Origin of the sequence: Rhizobium etli 8C-3 (assembly GCF_001908375.1) — a bacterium.
Classification (GTDB): Bacteria; Pseudomonadota; Alphaproteobacteria; order Rhizobiales; family Rhizobiaceae; genus Rhizobium; species Rhizobium etli_B.
Map to the genome: position 1 here is coordinate 587472 of NZ_CP017241.1, position 17772 is coordinate 605243.

Genomic DNA, 17772 nt, shown 5'->3' on the forward strand with positions numbered 1-17772 from the left:
TTGAGCTAGATGCGCCGCTCCTTGATGGTGTTCATCACAAAGCTGGTCTCGATCGTATCGACGCATTTCAACCGCGCGATCTTCTCCTTGATGAAGCGCTCGTATTGATCCAGCCCAGCGCTCATCACCTTCAGGACATAGTCGCGCGAACCGGTGACGAGATGGCACTCGAGCACTTCGTCCCAACTGCGTACGGCAGTCTCGAACATCTGGATCTCGTCCTCGTGCTGGCGGCTGAGCCTTACGCAGGCGATTGCCGTCATCGTCCAGCCTTGTGCGATCGGATCGACCAGCGTCGTGTAGCCCTTTATGACGCCCGTCTCCTCCAGCCGCCGCAGCCTTCGAAGGCATGCCGAAGCAGAAAGCCCCACGCGCTCGGCAAGCTCGTTGTTGGTGATGCGCGCATCGGCCGTCAGTTCCTTCAGGATTCGCCGGTCGGTCTCATCAGCAATTTTCTGCGCCATATTTCAGATTGCTCCGCAGGAAGTTGCTTCCAAAGACCTCCTCCTGCGCCAAATAGCAAGAACGTGCCTCCGAATTTGATCTAATTTGCTGTTTGTCCCAATCCATCGGCCTGAGGAGACCGTCAATGACCGCGCCGCACCCTTCGAGAACCCATATCGGCAATCACGCGCTGCATCCGGAAACGCTGATGCTGAACTACGGGTACGATCCGGAGCTTTCCGAAGGCGCGGTCAAGCCGCCGGTCTTCCTGACCTCGACCTTCGTCTTCAACACCGCCGAGGATGGCCGCGATTTCTTCGACTACGTGTCGGGCCGCCGCGAGCCACCGGCAGGCAAGGGTGCCGGCCTCGTCTATTCGCGCTTCAACCACCCGAACAGCGAGATCGTCGAAGACAGGCTCGCCGTCTATGAGCGGGCGGAAAGCGGTGCGGTCTTCTCCTCCGGCATGGCGGCGATCGCAACCACGCTGCTTGCCTTTGTCCGGCCCGGCGATGCGATCCTTCATTCGCAGCCGCTCTATGGCGGCACCGAGACGCTGCTGGCCAAGACGTTCCTCAATCTTGGCGTTTCTGCCGTCGGCTTTGCCGATGGCGTCAGCGAGGCTTCGGTAAGGGCGGCGGCAGAAGACGCTATGTCGAAAGGCCGGGTCTCGGTCATCCTCGTCGAAACGCCCGCCAATCCCACCAACAGCCTCGTCGATGTCGCCATGATCCGTCGCATCGCCGATGCGATTGGAAAAACGCAGGACCACACGCCGATCGTCGTCTGCGACAACACGCTGCTCGGCCCGGTCTTCCAGCGCCCGATCGAACATGGTGCTGATATCTCGCTCTATTCGCTGACCAAATATGTCGGCGGCCATTCGGACCTCATTGCCGGCGCCGTCCTCGGCCCCAAAGCGGTGATCAAACAGGTGAAGGCGCTTCGCGGCTCGATCGGCACGCAGCTCGACCCGCATTCCTGCTGGATGCTCGGGCGCTCGTTGGAAACGCTGCAGATCCGCATGGAGCGGGCCAACAGCAACGCGCGCGCCGTCGCCGATTTCCTCCGCGACCATCCGAAGGTCGAGAATATTCACTATCTTCCCTACCACGATCCGCAATCGCCGGTCGGCCGCACCTTTGCCGCACAGTGCACGGGCGCCGGCTCCACCTTCTCCTTTGACATCAAGGGCGGCCAGCCGGCTTCCTTCAAGTTCCTGAACGCGCTGAAGATCTTCAAGCTTGCTGTCAGCCTCGGCGGCACGGAATCGCTTGCCAGCCATCCGGCTGCGATGACCCATTCCGGCGTCCCGGCAGATGTGCGCCAGCGCATCGGCGTCCTGGAATCGACCATCCGGCTGTCGATCGGCATCGAGCATCCGGACGATCTGATCGCCGATCTGGCGCTGGCACTGGACGAAGCGTAAGGGCAGGCGGCGTCAGGCCGCCGCCGTCTCGCGCACATCATCGAGCAGGAAATGCGCGACGATGTAATTCGTCTTGTAGAGCCTGCCGCTATCGGAGGTGTTCTCGATACTGCCGCCGTCAGCCGGGTGCCAGGCATGGTAATGCGGATTGGTGGTGATCAGCGTGATCGCCTTGCCGGCGAATTTTCCGCCGAGCCGGTAGCGGGCCTCCGCCAATGGCCAGATGCGCTCGTAATCTTCCATCGGAATGCAAACTTTCAGAGCCCGCCTGCTGATTGCCTCGCTCCGCGATCCGTCCTCATGGACGACCGCCGGCAGCGCCAGCGTCACTTCCTCTGCGCCGTCCAGGATGGAATTGAACTCCTCAGGCCACATTCGTCTCATGAAATCGCTCCTCCCAGGGCTCTCTTCGATTGCCAGCGAAATGTAGCGTGTTCGCCCGCAGAAGCAAACGCTGCTTTCAGTCAGCGGCTGCCACTCAAGAGGCCAGGCTGCGCACCGCCTTCTTCAACGCCCTTTCCAGCGAGAGGAATATCCTCGGATCATCCGACTGGGCGACATTGAAGCGAAGGAAGCCGCGTGCTGTCTGCGACAGACTGAAGGCATTGCCCGGCGCTAAGACGACGTTGTCGCCAAGGCAGGCCTGCGCGATATCGGCAGCGTCTATGCCGTCCGGCAACTTGCACCAGACAAACATGCCCGCCTGCGGCCTTATCCATGGCGTGATGCCGAGCGGCGCAAGCCGGGCTGCCGTCTCGTCCATCGCTCTTGAGAGGCGAACGCGCAGTGCGTCCAGATGTTTGCGGTAGCTGCCATCCTTCAAAAGCAGCAGGATCAGTTCGGACGACAGCCGCCCGCCGCCGATGCTGGTCGCCATCTTGAGGTCGGTGAGCGGCTCGATCCAGTCCGCTCTCGCGGCTATGAAGCCGCAACGGACAGAGGCAGAAAGCGTCTTGGAAAAGCTGCCGATATGGACCACACGCTCCAGCCCGTCGAATGCGGCGAGGCGAGGAGCCGGTTCATGCTCGAGATCGGCGAAGATATCGTCTTCGATGATTGTCAGGCCGGCGCGCTCGGCAAGTTTCAATAGGCGGTGTGCCACAACAGGCGAGCACGTGGCGCCTGTCGGGTTATGGATTGACGAGTTGGTGATGTAGAGCCGCGGCCGGTGCTCATCGATCGCCCGCTCGAATGCCTCGATATCCGGGCCGCCGGGCGTCATCGCAACTCCGATGGCGTTCGCCCGGTGAGCGCGCAACAGTGCATGAAAATTGAAGTAGCACGGGTCGTCCACCAACACGCGATCACCTGGCTCGATCAGAAAGCGGCACAGGAGGTCGATTGCCTGCGTGCCAGATTCAGTCAGGATGATGTGGTCCGGAGCTGCTGCGATGCCGCGCTCGCTCATGCGGCGCGAGAGCAGTTGCCTTAGCTGCGGCAGCCCAAGCGGCGTTCCATAATCTGCAAGCACTCGCCCTTCGCCGCGCGAGATTGAACGAAGCGCCTTGCGTATTGCGGCCTGCGGCATCCAGCTTGCCGGCAGCCAGCCGCATCCGGGCTTCAGCAGTTCGGGCGCGTCTTCCAGCGACTGCCGGTAGACCCACAATGGATCGATCGCCCGCTCCAGCTTCGGCCCGATCTTAGAAAGCGTAAGCGGCGCAAGCGGGCTCGAAACGTAGAAGCCGGAACCTGGTCGCGAACGGATCAGGCCTTCGGCGGCCAGCCTTTCATAGGCCTCCACGACAGTCGAAGGCGAAACCTGCATCGTCTTCGCGAAGGCGCGCACAGAGGGCAGGCGGGACCCCTGCACGAGCCCGCGAGATGCGATCCGGCTGCGGATTTCCGCCATGACGCCTTCTATGCGCTTGCCGCCGCGCTCGCGCTCCGCCGACCGTTGATCCATCTGTACTGCATCCGTATCCATAACAGTTTGTGCTTATTGTATAGCACTGTCACTGGCGGTTCCAGCCCGTGCGGCCGATAGCGATGAAAACGCAGGAGCATGGGCGATGGACAGGACCGGCGGCTGGATCAACGGTTTTCTGGGGGTGCTGATCTTCAGCGGATCGCTTCCGGCGACGCGCGTTGCGGTCGCAAATTTCGATCCGCTGTTCCTGACCGTCGCCCGCGCCGCGATCGCTGGATTGCTTGCCTTGTGCTTGCTGCTCGCCTTTCGCCAGAAGCGCCCTGGCCGCGCCGATCTACTCTCGCTGCTTGTGGTGTCGCTGGGCGTGGTCATTGGCTTTCCGCTGCTCACCGCATTTGCACTGAAGCAGATCACGTCGGCTCATTCGACAGTTTTCATCGGCCTTCTGCCGCTGGCGACCGCCGTCTTTGGCGTGCTGCGCGGCGGCGAGCGTCCACGTCCGGTCTTCTGGCTGTTTTCCTGCCTCGGCAGCGCGATCGTCGCCAGTTTTGCACTGATGCGCGAGGATGCCGCATCCCTTGTCGGCGACCTCTTGATGCTCGCAGCGATCATCGTGTGCGGGCTGGGATATGCCGAAGGGGGCCGGCTGTCACGCAAGCTGGGCGGCTGGCAGGTTATTTCCTGGGCGCTGGTTCTTTCGCTGCCGGTCATGCTCGTTCTGTCCCTCGTCGTCATGCCGCCGTCCTTCCCGGATGCGGCAAGCACGTCATGGATCGGTCTTGCCTATGTCTCTCTCTTCAGCATGCTGATCGGCTTCATATTCTGGTATCGCGGCCTTGCGCTCGGCGGTATCGCAGTCGTCGGCCAGCTGCAATTGCTGCAGCCCTTCTTCAGTCTGGCGCTCGCAGCCGTGCTGCTTCATGAGAAGGTGAGCCTGGGCATGTTTGCCGTCACGCTGGCCGTGGTGGCCTGCGTTGCAGGCGCCAAGAAATTCGCGCGATAGATTGGCAGGCGGAACGACGGCGCCGCCTGAACCATCTGGCATCGCGCTAGCTGCGGAATGCCGCTTCAAGCTTGGCGATATCGAGCTTGACCATCTGCAGCATGGCTTCGGTCATGCGTCGCGCCTTGGCGCGGTCCGGGTCGGCCATCATCTCGCCGAGCAGGCGCGGCACGACCTGCCAGGAAACCCCCCAGCGGTCCTTAAGCCAGCCGCATGCCTCCTCCACGCCGCCATTCTGCAGGAAGCCATCCCAGAGCCGGTCAATCTCTGCCTGCGTCTCGCATGCGACGATGATCGAAAAGGAATGATTGAGCGGATCGAGCGGCCCGGCCTCCAGCGCGGTAAACTCCTGATCGCCAAGCCTGAACTCGATCACCTTGCAGCTGCCTTCCGGCCCGCTCGGCGTGTCGGCTGGAACCACGGTCGTGCGCCGGATGGAAGAATTGGGCACCATCGAGACGTAGAATTGGACGGCTTCACTTGCGTCCTTTTCGAACCAGATATTCGTGCTGACCTTGGCCATTGGACAGTGTCCTCTTCTATTTGCTGACAATCGTTGGCAGCCCAAGGACGTTTTAGGGGGAAGTCATCCGACAGCGTGGAGATCTTTCCTAAATTTTGCCCGGATGAAGGATTTGACGTTTACGCAAACGTCAATATTTTGTATGAGACTCTCAGATGCCGGTCCGTCCGGTTGCCGAATTGGAGGAATTCGAACAATGCCAGTCTACAAGGCTCCGGTTAACGACACGCTCTTCGTGCTGAACGACGTGCTGGGCATCGAGCGCTACAACAATCTGCCTGGTTTTGCCGATGCGACGCCGGATATGATCGAGGCCATTCTGGGCGAGGCGGCAAAGGTGGCGGAGGAGGTGCTCTTCCCGCTGAATTATCCAGGCGATCAGCAAGGCTGCAGGCGGGCCGACGACGGCTCGGTCACGACGCCGAAGGGCTTCAAGGAAGCTTACAGGACCTATTGCGAAGGCGGCTGGACCGGTCTTGCCGTGCCCGAGGAATTCGGTGGCCAGGGCCTTCCCTATACGCTGCATGCCGCAGTCGGCGAATATACCTCTGCGGCGAACATGTCGCTGATGATGTATCCCGGGCTGACGCAGGGCGCGATTGCCGCGATCCTCGTTCACGGGTCGGACGAGCAGAAGCAGACCTATCTGCCAAAGATGGTTGCCGGCGAATGGTCGGGCACCATGAACCTTACCGAACCGCATTGCGGCACCGACCTCGGCCTGCTCCGTACCAAAGCAGTGCCGCAGCGTGACGGCAGCTACAGGATCTCCGGCCAGAAGATCTTCATTTCCGCCGGCGAGCACGACATGACCGACAATATCGTCCATCTGGTGCTTGCCCGCATCGAGGGTGCGCCGGAAGGCACCAAGGGCATCTCGCTCTTCATCGTGCCGAAGTTCCTGGTCAAAGCCGACGGCACGCCGGGTGAGCGCAACGCCGTCTCCTGCGGCGCCATCGAGCACAAGATGGGCATTCACGGCAATGCCACCTGCGTCATGAACTATGATGAGGCGACCGGCTTCCTGATCGGCGCGGAAAACCGCGGCCTGAACGCCATGTTCGTGATGATGAACGAGGCGCGCCTCGGCGTCGGACTGCAGGGACTCTCGATCTCGGAAATTGCCTATCAGAACGCCGTCAACTACGCCCGCGAACGCATCCAGGGCCGTTCGCTCTCCGGTCCGAAGGCTCCGGACAAGAAGGCCGATCCGATCATCGTCCATCCGGATATCCGCCGCACGCTGATGACCATCCGCGCCTTCAACGAGGCCGGCCGGGCGTTCCTCCTCTGGACAGCGCTGAAATCCGACATCGCCCACCGCTCGGCGAGCGATGCCGAGCGCCAGACCGCGGATGACATCCTCGGCCTCGTCACCCCGATCCTCAAGGGCGTGATGACCGACAAGGGCTTCGACCACGCCGTCATGGCCCAGCAGATCTTCGGCGGTCACGGTTATATCGAAGAGCATGGCATGAGCCAGTACGTGCGCGACGCCCGCATCGCGATGATCTACGAAGGCGCCAACGGCATCCAGGCGCTCGATCTTGTCGGCCGCAAGCTGGGTCTCAATGGCGGCCGCGCCGTCATGGCGCTCTTCAAGGAGATCGGCGATTTCTGCGAGGAGAACCGCAACGACGAGAAGATGACCTTCTTCACCAAGAACCTGAAGAAGGGCTTGAACGACGTGCAGGCGGCGACCATGTGGTTCATGCAGCATGCAATGGCAAAGCCCGACAATGCCGGCGCCGGATCGACGGATTACATGCATCTCTTCGGCCTCGTCGTTCTCGGCTATATGTGGGCGAAGATGGCGAAAGCCGCAGAAGATGGTCTTGCGGGCGGCGATACGCCGCGCGAAAGCTATCTCAGGAACAAGCTTGTGACCGCCCGCTTCTTCATGGAGCGCATCATGCCGGAAACCGCACTGCGCAGGGCCCGCATCGAGACAGGCGCCGAGACGATGATGACCTTGCCCGCCGAGGCGTTTTGATTGAGTTGCCTTTCTCCCTGCCGGGAGAAGGGAGCCCGAAGGGCCGACGAGGGGCGCGCTGCAGGCGTGGCTTTCTTCTGGCTCCGGCCTTGCCGGAGACCTCGTCGCCCTGTTTTGTTCGGCATTTCTCCCCGCTGGGGGAAGGCAGACACGGAATTCAACGGCCACATGGCCGATAGGGAGATGAGACAATGACCGAGGTTTTCATTTACGATCACGTCCGCACGCCGCGCGGCCGCGGCAAGAAGGATGGTTCGCTGCACGAAGTGCCCTCCGTCCGCCTCGCCGCCAAGACGCTCGAGGCGATCCGCGACCGCAACGGGCTCGATACGAAGACGGTCGACGACATCATCATGGGCTGCGTCGATCCGGTGATGGATGCCGGCGCCGTCATTCCCAAGGCCGCAGCCTTCGAGGCAGGCTATTCGACGCGCACCCCGGGCATCCAGATCTCCCGCTTCTGTGCCTCCGGCCTCGATGCGGTAAACCTTGCGGCCGGCAAGATTTCGCAAGGGGCCGATGACATCGTGATTTCGGGCGGCGTCGAAAGCATGTCGCGCGTCGGCCTCGGCATGTCCGGTGGCGCCTGGTTCATGGACCCGTCGGTCAACTTCCCCGCCTATTTCATGCCGCAGGGCGTCTCGGCCGATCTCATCGCCACCAAATACGGCTTCTCGCGCGACGACGTCGACGCCTATGCCGTCGAAAGCCAAAAGCGAGCCGCCAATGCCTGGGAAAAGGGCTACTTCAAGAACTCCGTCATTCCGGTGAAGGACCAGAACGGCCTGACGATCCTTGCCCATGACGAGCACATGCGCCCCGGCACCGACATGCAGGCGCTGGCCTCACTCAACCCGTCCTTCCAGATGCCCGGCGAAATGGGCGGCTTCGAAGCTGTCGGGATCCAGGCCCATCCGGAGGTCGAGCGCATCAACTACGTCCATCACGCCGGCAATTCCTCGGGCATCGTCGATGGCGCCGCTGCCGTGCTTCTGGGCTCCAGGGCCGGCGGTGAATCGATGGGCCTCAAACCGCGGGGCCGCATCAGGGCCTTCGCCAATATCGGCTCCGACCCGGCGCTGATGCTGACCGGCCCCGTCGACGTCACGCAAAAGCTGCTGAAGCGCACCGGCATGCAGCTTTCCGACATCGATCTCTTCGAACTCAACGAAGCCTTCGCCGCCGTCGTGCTTCGCTACATGCAGGCTTTCGACATCTCGCACGACCGGATCAACGTCAACGGCGGCGCCATCGCCATGGGCCACCCTCTCGGCGCCACCGGCGCGATGATCCTCGGCACCGCTTTGGACGAGCTCGAACGCCGCGATCTCAATACCGCGCTCGTCACACTTTGCATCGGCGCCGGCATGGGAACGGCGACGGTGATCGAGAGAGTGTAGTCGCCGAAGGGCTTCGGGGCTGCCCGCTCGCTTACGTCCGTCGCCCTCGGGCTTGACCCGAGGATCCATCGCCTGAGGGCTGGACGGTCGGTCAATTCCGACTGTGACGGAGGAGAAGGACCCCCAAAAGGTCGCACTGCTTAAAGAGATTGCAAGGGAGAGGAGTCCCGCCATGAACACCTACAAGAACTTCACCGTCAGAACCGACGCCGACGGCATTGCGCTCGTCACCTGGGATATGCCCGGCAAGTCCATGAACGTCTTCACCGAAGAGGTGATGGACGAGCTGAACGCCATCGTCGACGCCACGGTTGCCGATACCGCCGTCAAGGGCGTCGTCATCACCTCCGGCAAGTCCACCTTCTCCGGGGGGGCGGACCTGTCGATGATCAAGTCGATGTTCACCCTCTACCAACAGGAGAAGGCAGCAAACCCGGAAAGTGCCGCACAAAGACTCTTCGATCTCGTCGGCCGCATGACCGGCCTCTTCCGCAAGCTCGAAACCTGCGGCAAGCCCTGGGTCTCGGCGATCAACGGCACCTGCATGGGCGGCGCCTTCGAAATGTCGCTTGCCTGCCATGGCCGCGTCGTCTCCAATGCCAAGTCGGTGAAGATTGCGCTGCCCGAGGTCAAGGTCGGCATCTTCCCGGGGGCCGGCGGCACGCAGCGTGTCGCGCGCCTGGCCGATGCCCAATCCGCCCTGCAGATGATGACGACCGGCCAGTCGCTGTCTGCCACCCGCGCCAAGGCGATGAATCTCGTGCATCAGGTGGTCGAGCCGGACCAGCTCATCCCGGCTGCCAAGCAGATGATCAAAGACGGCCTGAAGCCCGTCGCTCCCTGGGATGAAAAAGGCTTCAAGGCTCCCGGCGGCGGCATCTGGACCCCTGCTTCCGCACAACTCTGGCCGGCTGCTCCCGCGATCCTGCGCCGCGAAACCGCCGGCAATTATCCGGGCGCGCTTGCAATTCTCAAATGCGTTTATGAAGGGCTGCAGGTGCCGTTTGACACGGCACTGAAGATCGAGCAGCGCTATTTTACGCAGGTGCTGCAAACCACCGAAGCCTTCTCGATGATCCGCTCGCTCTTCATCTCCATGCAGGAGCTCGCAAAGGGGGCTCGCCGCCCGGCAGGCGTGCCCAAGGCCGAGCTGAAGAAAGTCGGCGTCGTCGGCGCCGGCTTCATGGGCGCCTCGATCGCCTATGTCACGGCGGCCGCCGGCATCGACGTCATCCTGATCGATCGCGATATCGACGCGGCCAACAAGGGCAAGGCAACCGGCGAAGGCCTGGTGAAGGACTCCATTGGTAAGGGACGACTTACGCAGGACGAGGGTTCCGCCATCCTCTCCCGCATCACCCCGTCTGCCGATTACGCCGATTTGAAGGGCGCTGATCTCGTCATCGAAGCGGTCTTCGAAGATCGCGAGGTCAAGAAAGACGTCATCGAAGCCGTCGAGGAAGTGCTCTCCGATGGGGCGATCTTCGCCTCCAACACCTCGACCCTGCCGATTACCGGCCTGGCGAAAAATTCCAAACGAGCGGAAAATTTCATCGGCGTCCACTTCTTCTCGCCGGTCGAAAAGATGATGCTGACCGAAGTCATCCTCGGCAAGGAAACAGGCGACAAGGCGCTCGCCGTGGCGCTCGATTATGTCGCCGCCATCAAGAAGACGCCGATCGTCGTCAACGATACCCGCGGCTTCTTCGTCAATCGCTGCGTGCTGCGCTACATGGCCGAAAGCTATGACATGCTCATCGAAGGCGTGCCGCCGGCGATGATCGAAAACGCCGCCAAGATGGCCGGCATGCCGGTCGGCCCCCTGGCGTTGAATGACGAGGTCGCAATCGACCTGTCGCTGAAGATCCTCAAGGCGACAGTCGCAGACATGGGCGAAAAGGCGATCGACCCCCGCCACATGGAGCTCGTCTCCCGCATGGTGGAAAAGGAAGGCCGCCTCGGCCGCAAGAACTCCAAGGGCTTCTACGACTATCCTCCGAAGCCCGCCAAGAAGTCGCTTTGGCCCGAACTCAAATCCTTCTACCCGCAGAAGAAGGCAGAGGACGTGGACGTCAACACCCTCAAGCAGCGCTTCCTGGTCACGATCGCGCTCGAAGCCGCCCGCACGGTCGAAGAAGGCATCGTCACCGACCCCCGCGAAGCCGACGTCGGCTCGATCCTCGGCTTCGGCTTCGCGCCCTATACCGGCGGCGCTCTCAGCTACATCGACGGCATGGGCGCAAAGAAGTTCGTCGAATTGTGCGAAACGTTAGCCTCCACTTACGGCGTTCATTTCAGGCCGACGTCGCTGCTGAAGGATATGGCTGCCAAGGGCGAGACGTTTTATGGGCGTTTTGATCCGTATGCGAAGGAGAGGGCGGCGTGATCCGCCTGACAAGCGATGGGCAACTGCCCGGGAGACTTCCATGGCAACGATAGCCGAAATCGTCGTCGAAGCTGAAACCCCCTCGCGCCTTGCTGCCTTTTGGGCGGCAATTCTCGACGGCTATCAGGTCCGTGGCTATGACGAGGCCGAAATCGGCCGGCTGGCCAAGCTTGGGTTCACGCCGGAAACGGATCCGACGGTGATGGTGGACGGTCCCGGCCCGTCGCTCTGTTTCCAGCGCGTCCTTCTGCGCAATTACGACAACAACCGGGTCCATCTGGATATTGCCGTCGATGATGTTCAAGCCGCCGTCGAACGCATTACTGCGCTTGGCGGCAGCCTGCAGCGAAGGGAACCAGGCTATACGGTGATGAAGGACCCGGAAGGCAACCAGTTCTGCATCGTGCCTGGTACTTAATTCGAGCCGTGCAGCGGAACGAGGCTTCGATCTCAAGGAAAGGGATGGCCCGACGAGCGCCGCAGGCACTGCAAATGCGCAGCCACAGTATAGAATGCGAGGCGCTTGCGCGGTCCTGCGCACGTCAAAAGCCGTCGGCGCGATGCCAAGGACGAGGAAGCCTGCTTGCCGGACGGGCGATGAGCATCGATACCGGAGGATTTGTGCCTGAGGAATGAAAAATTGCGTAAGCCTTCGTTCCGCCTTGCGCTGGCGACAATTTTCACGTAGAAGCCCCCACATCGATCTTGCTAGATGGACTTTGTTTCGGCCATTGGTGCCGTTCCTGGCGAACTTCCTCCAAAATCGGTCTTCATCGCGCGTCGGCTTTGGCCGGTGCGTTATCTTCTACGTACGATTTTAAAGGATATCGTCATGAACACAGGTACCGTTAAGTGGTTCAACGCAACCAAGGGCTTCGGCTTCATTCAGCCGGATGACGGCGCAGCCGACGTTTTCGTCCACATCTCCGCTGTCGAGCGCGCCGGAATGCGTGACCTCCAGGAAGGTCAGAAGCTTTCCTACGAGCTCGTTTCCGACAAGCGCTCGGGCAAGATGTCGGCAGACCGCCTCCAGGCGGCCTGAGCCTCGCAGGCTTTGAGAATATCATCTCCGGAACGTGACCACGGATGTACTGGCACGTTTCGTCGAGATGGCAGGAAGGTCGGGTTAGCCCGGCCTTTTTTTGTTTGCGCAAGCGCGATGGATTTCACTCCGCCGCGGCGCGCTTCAGCCCCGAAATCTGCGTGATGAAGGCGCGAAGGGCGGCCGGGCGCACCGGCTTGTGCTGGATGGCGATGCCGTGGCGTTCCGCCTCTACCCTGACCTCGGGCGTCCGGTCGGCGGTCACCAGCAACGCCGGGAGATCGGTCCCGAAGCGCTCCCGCAAATTCAAGATCGCGGAAATTCCGGTCCCGTCGCCAAGATGATAGTCCGCGATGATGAGATCGGGCGCGGGCTGACCCGTGTCGAAACCCGAGGCCGCGGCCAATGAGTGGCTGGTCTCGACCTCGCAACCCCAGCCGGAAATCAAAAGCCGCATGCCTTCGAGGATCTTTGGCTCGTTGTCGATGCAAAGGATCCTCAACCCCTTGAGCGGCTGCGGCAAACGATCGGTCGGCGCTGCGGAGGGGGAAGCAGCGCCGGCCTTGGAAACATCGAGCGGCATGACGATGCGGAAATCCGTGCCCTTGCCGTGCGTCGAATGCAGCTCGACCGGATGGTTGAGGACGCGCGCGATGCGGTCGACGATCGAAAGGCCGAGGCCGAGGCCGGAGGCCGTTTTCGCGCCTTCGTCGAGCCGCGCGAATTCCTTAAAGACGGTGCGGAACTTGGAGGGCGGGATGCCGATGCCCGAATCCATCACCTGGATCACCACCTGGTTTCCCCGCCGCCTTGCGCCGACCAGCACTTTTCCGGTCAGCGTATATTTGATGGCGTTGGACACAAGGTTCTGCACGAGGCGGCGCAGCAGGTTGGGGTCGGAGCGGACCCGCAGCGATGTCGGCATCACGACAAGCTTCAGCTTCTTGGCCCTGGCAATCGGCGCAAAATCCGTCTCGATCCGCTCCAGCAGGCCGGCCAGCGGCACGGATGTCAGGCGCGGCCGCATCGCACCCGTATCAAGCCGGGAGATGTCGAGAACGGCCCCCAGAATGGTTTCGACCGATTCCAGTGCGGAATCGATATTGCGCACGATCGGCCCGTTTTCGGACTGTGCGATACGCTCGACGAGAGCGGAGGAGTAAAGCCGCGCCGCATTCAGCGGCTGCAGGATATCGTGGCCGGCGGCGGCAAAGAAGCGGGTCTTGCCGATGTTCGCTTCATCGGCGGCCGCGCGCGCCTCGCCGAGTTCGTGGTTCACGCGCGTCAGCTCCGCTGTTCGCTCGGCAACGCGCTGCTCCAGCGTCTCGTTTGCCTGCTTCAGCGCCCGGTCGGCCGCAACACGCTGGGTAATATCGGTAAAGGTTGCCACGATCCCCTTGTCCGGCATGGCGTTGGACCGCACTTCGATGATCCGTTCGCCGCCGCCGAGAACGAGCGAGAAGGGCTTGTCGAGTGTCAGGAAATGCCGCACCGTCTGGCCGCGTTCGCCGGCCGGAACGTCACCGCGCTGGCTCAAGATCGCCACGATCTCCGACAGCGGAAAGCCGACACGGCCGACATCCTCCGGCAGGTCGAGAAGCTGGCGGAAGCGCCGGTTCCAGATCGTCAGCTGGTTGGAGCTGTCGAAGACGGCAATGCCCTGGTCCATCTGCGAAAGCGCCGTTTGCAGCATGTCCTGGTTATATTGCAGCGCCTCGCTTGCCTGGTCGAGGAGCCATGCCGTGTCGGCAGAAGCGTCCTCGGTCTTCTGCAGGATCAGCGAAAGCACCAACCGCGCGGAGGAGGATCCGATGGCGCTGCCGAGCAGTTGTTCGGTAAAGTGGATGAGCGCCATGTCGGCCGGCTGGTCGTCCTCCAGCTTGCGGCCGGAACTCTGCTCGTATGTCGCAAGCGATCTCTGCATGCGTTCTTCACCGAGATAGCGCGAGATTGCCGTTTTCAGGTCGCCGACGCTGATGCGGGTCTTCCATCCGCGGGTCGCAAATTGCGAGCGCGACTGCCCCTTCACGAAGATGCCTGCCTGGATGCGCTCCAGCGGACGGGCGTTGCGTGTCATCGAGCCGACGATGAAAAAGCCCGTATTGATAAGAAGGCTCATCGCTGTGGCGTTGACCAGAGGATCGGCATCCGCTGCTGCAAAAAGCGCCGTGCCCGGAAAGATGAAGCTGAGGAAGGCGGTTGCGACATAGGAATAATCCGGTCCGCCGAGCGAGGGCAGAAAGAGCAGGTAGAACCAGACGACGAAACCCGACGTAAGGCCGAGAATGGCGCCGCGTGCATTCGCCCGCCGCCAGACAAGACCGCCGAAGAAGGCGGGTGCGATCTGTGCGATCGCGGCGAAGGACAAAAGGCCGATCGAGGCAAGGCCGGCCGTGCTGTCGGTCGAGCGGTAATAGGCATAGCCAAGCAGCAGGACGGCGAAGATCGCGCTGCGGCGGATGTTGAGCAGGCTTTTGGCGAAATCATCGCGCTGGCCGGCGCGCCCGGCAAGCTTCCGGCGCAGGAAGATCGGCATGATGATGTCGTTCGACACCATGATCGAAAGCGCAACGGAATCGACGATGACCATTGCTGTCGCCGCCGAAAAGCCGCCGATGAAGGTGATCAGCGATACGATCTGCATCTGTCCTGCAAGCGGCAGGGACAGCACGTAAAAGTCGGCATTGCCAGCGCCGCCGAAGGTCAGCAGGCCGCCGATTGCAACTGGCAGCACGAAGAGGTTGATGGCGATGAGATAGAGCGGAAAGAGATAGCCGGCGAGCCGCAGCTGTTTTGCCGAGCGGTTTTCGACGACGGTGACGTGAAACTGGCGCGGAAGCATGATGATTGCAATGGCCGACAGCAGTATCAGCGTAATCCAGCGGCTGATCGGCGTCCGGTAGTCGAGGGTCGCGTTGACCAGCGGGTTGTCCACGCTTTTGCGCCAAAGGTCGGCAGGCCCATCGAACAGAAACCAGATGACGCAGATGCCGGCGGTCAGGAAGGCGACGAGCTTGACCAGCGATTCCATCGAAACGGCGAGGATCAGGCCGTCTTGGTGCTCGGTCGCATCGGTATGCCGCGTGCCGAACATGACGGCGAAGCAGGCAAGCACCAGGGTTGCGATCAGCGGCAGGTCGAGGAAGTAGAGGTTGCCGCTGCCGATGCCATAGTCCGAGGGATTGACCATCGCGGTCACGGTGCTGCTGATCGCCTTCAGCTGCAGTGCGATATAGGGAATTGTACCAACCAGCGAGATCAGAGCCACGATCGTTGCGACCGTCGGATTCTTTCCATAGCGGGCGGCGAGGAAATCCGCGACGGAGGTAAGCTTTTCGGCCTTGGCAAGTTCGATGATCCGCCGCAGCACCGGCATGCCAAGCGTGAAGACGAGGATGGGGCCGATATAGATTCCGGCAAATTCGAGACCGCGCTGCGAGGCGAGTCCGACGCCGCCGAAATAGGTCCAGGAGGTGCAGTAGATAGCAAGGCTCAGCGCATAGACGATCGGCCAGCCGCCGTCCGGTATGCCCAGCTTCTGGCTTCTACGGTCGCCATAGCTTGCGACCGCAAACAGCAGCAGCAGATAGCCGAAGGCAAACGCGATGATGACCCAGCCCTGAAGCATTGAACCTCCACCGGTGCGCTATGCGCCGGCTCTCCGAAAAGACCTCAAGACTAAGGGAAATCGCCTGTCTTGGAAATTGCGATGATCTAGGCATTAAGTCCAAGGCGCAGGAAGGATTTGGTTGTTTGAATTTTGCAATTGAATAATCAATCAAGAGATGTAGCTAATGAAAACAACGGACTGTCCGTGAGAGCGCATCAGAGGGAGACAGATCGGATGCTCAATGAGTTCAAGGCCTTTATCGCCCGAGGCAACGTCATGGACCTTGCCGTCGGTGTCATCATCGGCGGTGCTTTCGGCGGCATCGTCAAGTCGCTTGTCGACGATATCATCATGCCGATCGTCGGTGCCCTTTTCGGCGGTTTTGATTTTTCCAACTATTTTGTCGGTCTTTCGTCTGCGGTCAACGCGCCGACGCTTGCCGCAGCCCGCGCGCAGGGTGCTGTCTTCGCCTATGGCAATTTCATCACCGTGATCATCAATTTCCTGATCCTTGCCTGGATCATCTTCCTGATGATCAAGGGCGTGAACTTGCTGCGCAGGCAGGTCGAGCGCAACGAGCAAAAGGCAGCGGAAGAGGCGCCGCCGCCAGCCGATGTCGCGCTCCTCACAGAAATCCGCGATCTGCTGGCCAAGCGTCCGGCGGTCTGATCGAGGCGTTCGCAGCCCCGGTATCATGCGAGGTTGATTCATAACGAAAATCGATATGGCATCACGCATTCTCATGGGATTTGCGCCGGATTTTGTTTTAAGAAAGCCAAAACCGGAGATCTGCATGTCGATCATGAACAGCCTCAGCCCGCGCGCCGTTTCGGCGCCAGAAAGCGGGATCGTCGAAGTCGTCAATTATGCACGCGGCCGCGACGGCCTGCTGCCGCTGTGGGTCGGTGAGGGTGATCTTCCGACACCGGGTTTCATTAGCCGGGCGGCCATGGACGCGCTGGCAGCAGGAGAGACCTTCTATACCTGGCAGCGCGGCATTCCGGAGCTTCGTCAGGCGCTATCGGATTATTACGGCCGGCATTTCGGCATCGGCCTGTCGGCAGAGCATTTCTATGTTACCGGCTCAGGCATGCAGGCGATCCAGATTGCGGTGCAGGCATTGACGTCGCCGGGCGACGAACTGGTCTATCTGACGCCCGCCTGGCCGAACATCGCCGCTGCGCTGGAAATCGCCGGTGCCCGCTCGGTCGGGGTTGAGCTTCAGTTTGAGGGCGGCAAGTGGGCGGTCGATCTCAACCGTATCGAAGCAGCAATCACTCCGAAGACGAGAGCGCTGTTCATCAATACGCCATCCAATCCGACAGGGTGGACCGCGACGGAGAAGGATCTCGCCGATATCCTTGAACTTGCCCGCAAGCGTGATCTATGGATCATGGCAGATGAAATTTATGCCCGCTATTTCTACGCCGGCACCCGTGCGCCGTCTTTCCTTGACATCATGGCACCGGGCGACAAGGTCATGTTCGTCAATTCCTTCTCGAAGAACTGGGCAATGACCGGCTGGCGTGTCGGCTGGATCGTGTCGCCGCCGGAAACCGGGCAGGTGCTCGAGAACCTGATCCAATATTCGACCTCGGGCGTTGCGCAATTCATGCAGAAGGGTGCGGTGGCAGCCCTCAACGAGGGCGATGGGTTCGTCGAGGCCAATATCGCAAAGGCGGCTCTTGCGCGCGACATCCTCTGCGATGCGCTGATTGCCACAAACCGCGTCGAGACGTTGAAGCCGGACGGTGCACTTTACGCCTTTCTGAAGATCGACGGCGTCACCGACAGCCGCAAAGCAGCGCTGGATATCGTCGACAAGACGGGCGTCGGCCTGGCGCCTGGAACCGCCTTCGGTGCAGGCGGCGAGCTTTTCCTGCGAGCCTGTTTCCTGCGCGATCCGCAACAGGTCAAGGCAGCAGCCGACAAGCTGTGCGATTACATTCTGAAGCTCTGACGCGCAAGGCGTGGCCGTCGCAGCCCGGCCATCTTCAAGGCAAACGGCCATTTGCTAAAATTGTAGCAAAGGCCGAAATCAGCCTCTAACCACATCAGCAAACTTACCGGTTCAA

The 17772-nt window shown here is 61.3% G+C and carries 14 protein-coding genes; 9 read left to right on the plus strand and 5 right to left on the minus strand.

Annotation, left to right across the window (positions count from 1 at the left end; translation table 11 throughout):
- Nucleotides 1-5: 5 nt before the first annotated feature.
- Nucleotides 6-464, minus strand: coding sequence for an Lrp/AsnC family transcriptional regulator (locus tag AM571_RS02975; protein ID WP_074060115.1), 459 nt, complete (start codon nucleotides 462-464; stop codon nucleotides 6-8).
- A 125-nt stretch (nucleotides 465-589) separates the two neighbouring features.
- On the opposite strand from AM571_RS02975, the gene AM571_RS02980 reads away from it, so the two are divergent.
- Nucleotides 590-1873, plus strand: a complete 1284-nt coding sequence (locus AM571_RS02980; RefSeq protein WP_074060116.1) for a cystathionine gamma-synthase family protein — start codon at nucleotides 590-592, stop codon at nucleotides 1871-1873.
- Nucleotides 1874-1885: 12 nt separating this feature from the next.
- On the opposite strand, the gene AM571_RS02985 is transcribed toward AM571_RS02980, so the two are convergent.
- Both AM571_RS02985 and AM571_RS02990 read right to left on the minus strand, forming a co-directional pair.
- Nucleotides 1886-2257, minus strand: coding sequence for a hypothetical protein (locus tag AM571_RS02985; RefSeq protein ID WP_074060117.1), 372 nt, complete (start codon nucleotides 2255-2257; stop codon nucleotides 1886-1888).
- Between the two features lie 94 nt (nucleotides 2258-2351).
- Nucleotides 2352-3776, minus strand: a complete 1425-nt coding sequence (locus AM571_RS02990; RefSeq protein WP_074060118.1) for a PLP-dependent aminotransferase family protein — start codon at nucleotides 3774-3776, stop codon at nucleotides 2352-2354.
- Between the two features lie 106 nt (nucleotides 3777-3882).
- Here AM571_RS02990 and AM571_RS02995 point away from each other — a divergent pair, with 106 nt between their 5' ends.
- Nucleotides 3883-4743, plus strand: coding sequence for a DMT family transporter (locus tag AM571_RS02995; protein WP_074060119.1), 861 nt, complete (start codon nucleotides 3883-3885; stop codon nucleotides 4741-4743).
- Nucleotides 4744-4789: 46 nt separating this feature from the next.
- On the opposite strand, the gene AM571_RS03000 is transcribed toward AM571_RS02995, so the two are convergent.
- Nucleotides 4790-5266, minus strand: coding sequence for a VOC family protein (locus tag AM571_RS03000; protein WP_074060120.1), 477 nt, complete (start codon nucleotides 5264-5266; stop codon nucleotides 4790-4792).
- A gap of 196 nt (nucleotides 5267-5462) precedes the next feature.
- Between AM571_RS03000 and AM571_RS03005 the strand changes: the two genes are divergently transcribed.
- From AM571_RS03005 to AM571_RS03025, 5 genes are all read left to right on the plus strand, one after another.
- Nucleotides 5463-7259 (plus strand): acyl-CoA dehydrogenase C-terminal domain-containing protein, encoded by a 1797-nt coding sequence (locus AM571_RS03005; protein ID WP_074060121.1) that lies wholly within the window; start codon nucleotides 5463-5465, stop codon nucleotides 7257-7259.
- A 191-nt stretch (nucleotides 7260-7450) separates the two neighbouring features.
- A complete protein-coding gene (locus tag AM571_RS03010) occupies nucleotides 7451-8659 on the plus strand; it encodes an acetyl-CoA C-acetyltransferase (RefSeq protein ID WP_074060122.1) in 1209 nt (402 codons plus the stop codon).
- A gap of 172 nt (nucleotides 8660-8831) precedes the next feature.
- A complete protein-coding gene (locus tag AM571_RS03015; protein WP_074060123.1) occupies nucleotides 8832-11045 on the plus strand; it encodes a 3-hydroxyacyl-CoA dehydrogenase NAD-binding domain-containing protein in 2214 nt (737 codons plus the stop codon).
- Between the two features lie 40 nt (nucleotides 11046-11085).
- Nucleotides 11086-11463, plus strand: a complete 378-nt coding sequence (locus AM571_RS03020) for a VOC family protein (RefSeq protein ID WP_074060124.1) — start codon at nucleotides 11086-11088, stop codon at nucleotides 11461-11463.
- Nucleotides 11464-11877: 414 nt separating this feature from the next.
- The gene (locus tag AM571_RS03025; protein ID WP_022718262.1) at nucleotides 11878-12087 is read left to right on the plus strand and encodes a cold-shock protein; all 210 of its coding nucleotides are present in this window, start codon (nucleotides 11878-11880) and stop codon (nucleotides 12085-12087) included.
- 124 nt (nucleotides 12088-12211) lie between these two features.
- On the opposite strand, the gene AM571_RS03030 is transcribed toward AM571_RS03025, so the two are convergent.
- Nucleotides 12212-15715 (minus strand): PAS domain-containing hybrid sensor histidine kinase/response regulator, encoded by a 3504-nt coding sequence (locus tag AM571_RS03030; protein ID WP_074060125.1) that lies wholly within the window; start codon nucleotides 15713-15715, stop codon nucleotides 12212-12214.
- A gap of 216 nt (nucleotides 15716-15931) precedes the next feature.
- On the opposite strand from AM571_RS03030, the gene mscL reads away from it, so the two are divergent.
- Nucleotides 15932-16366: a large conductance mechanosensitive channel protein MscL gene (gene mscL / locus AM571_RS03035; RefSeq protein WP_074060126.1), complete on the plus strand. Its 435-nt coding sequence runs from the start codon at nucleotides 15932-15934 to the stop codon at nucleotides 16364-16366.
- 124 nt (nucleotides 16367-16490) lie between these two features.
- Nucleotides 16491-17657 (plus strand): pyridoxal phosphate-dependent aminotransferase, encoded by a 1167-nt coding sequence (locus AM571_RS03040; RefSeq protein WP_074063048.1) that lies wholly within the window; start codon nucleotides 16491-16493, stop codon nucleotides 17655-17657.
- Nucleotides 17658-17772: the final 115 nt, after the last annotated feature.

Coding starts and splice junctions, on each gene's coding strand:
- AM571_RS02995 (WP_074060119.1), top strand. CDS start 3,883: ATGGACAGGACCGGCGGCTGGATCAACGGTTTTCTGGGGGTGCTGATC.
- AM571_RS03020 (WP_074060124.1), top strand. CDS start 11,086: ATGGCAACGATAGCCGAAATCGTCGTCGAAGCTGAAACCCCCTCGCGC.
- AM571_RS03040 (WP_074063048.1), top strand. CDS start 16,491: ATGTCGATCATGAACAGCCTCAGCCCGCGCGCCGTTTCGGCGCCAGAA.
- AM571_RS03005 (WP_074060121.1), top strand. CDS start 5,463: ATGCCAGTCTACAAGGCTCCGGTTAACGACACGCTCTTCGTGCTGAAC.
- mscL (WP_074060126.1), top strand. CDS start 15,932: ATGCTCAATGAGTTCAAGGCCTTTATCGCCCGAGGCAACGTCATGGAC.
- AM571_RS03000 (WP_074060120.1), bottom strand. CDS start 5,266: ATGGCCAAGGTCAGCACGAATATCTGGTTCGAAAAGGACGCAAGTGAA.
- AM571_RS03025 (WP_022718262.1), top strand. CDS start 11,878: ATGAACACAGGTACCGTTAAGTGGTTCAACGCAACCAAGGGCTTCGGC.
- AM571_RS03030 (WP_074060125.1), bottom strand. CDS start 15,715: ATGCTTCAGGGCTGGGTCATCATCGCGTTTGCCTTCGGCTATCTGCTG.
- AM571_RS02980 (WP_074060116.1), top strand. CDS start 590: ATGACCGCGCCGCACCCTTCGAGAACCCATATCGGCAATCACGCGCTG.
- AM571_RS03015 (WP_074060123.1), top strand. CDS start 8,832: ATGAACACCTACAAGAACTTCACCGTCAGAACCGACGCCGACGGCATT.
- AM571_RS02990 (WP_074060118.1), bottom strand. CDS start 3,776: ATGGATCAACGGTCGGCGGAGCGCGAGCGCGGCGGCAAGCGCATAGAA.
- AM571_RS02985 (WP_074060117.1), bottom strand. CDS start 2,257: ATGAGACGAATGTGGCCTGAGGAGTTCAATTCCATCCTGGACGGCGCA.
- AM571_RS02975 (WP_074060115.1), bottom strand. CDS start 464: ATGGCGCAGAAAATTGCTGATGAGACCGACCGGCGAATCCTGAAGGAA.
- AM571_RS03010 (WP_074060122.1), top strand. CDS start 7,451: ATGACCGAGGTTTTCATTTACGATCACGTCCGCACGCCGCGCGGCCGC.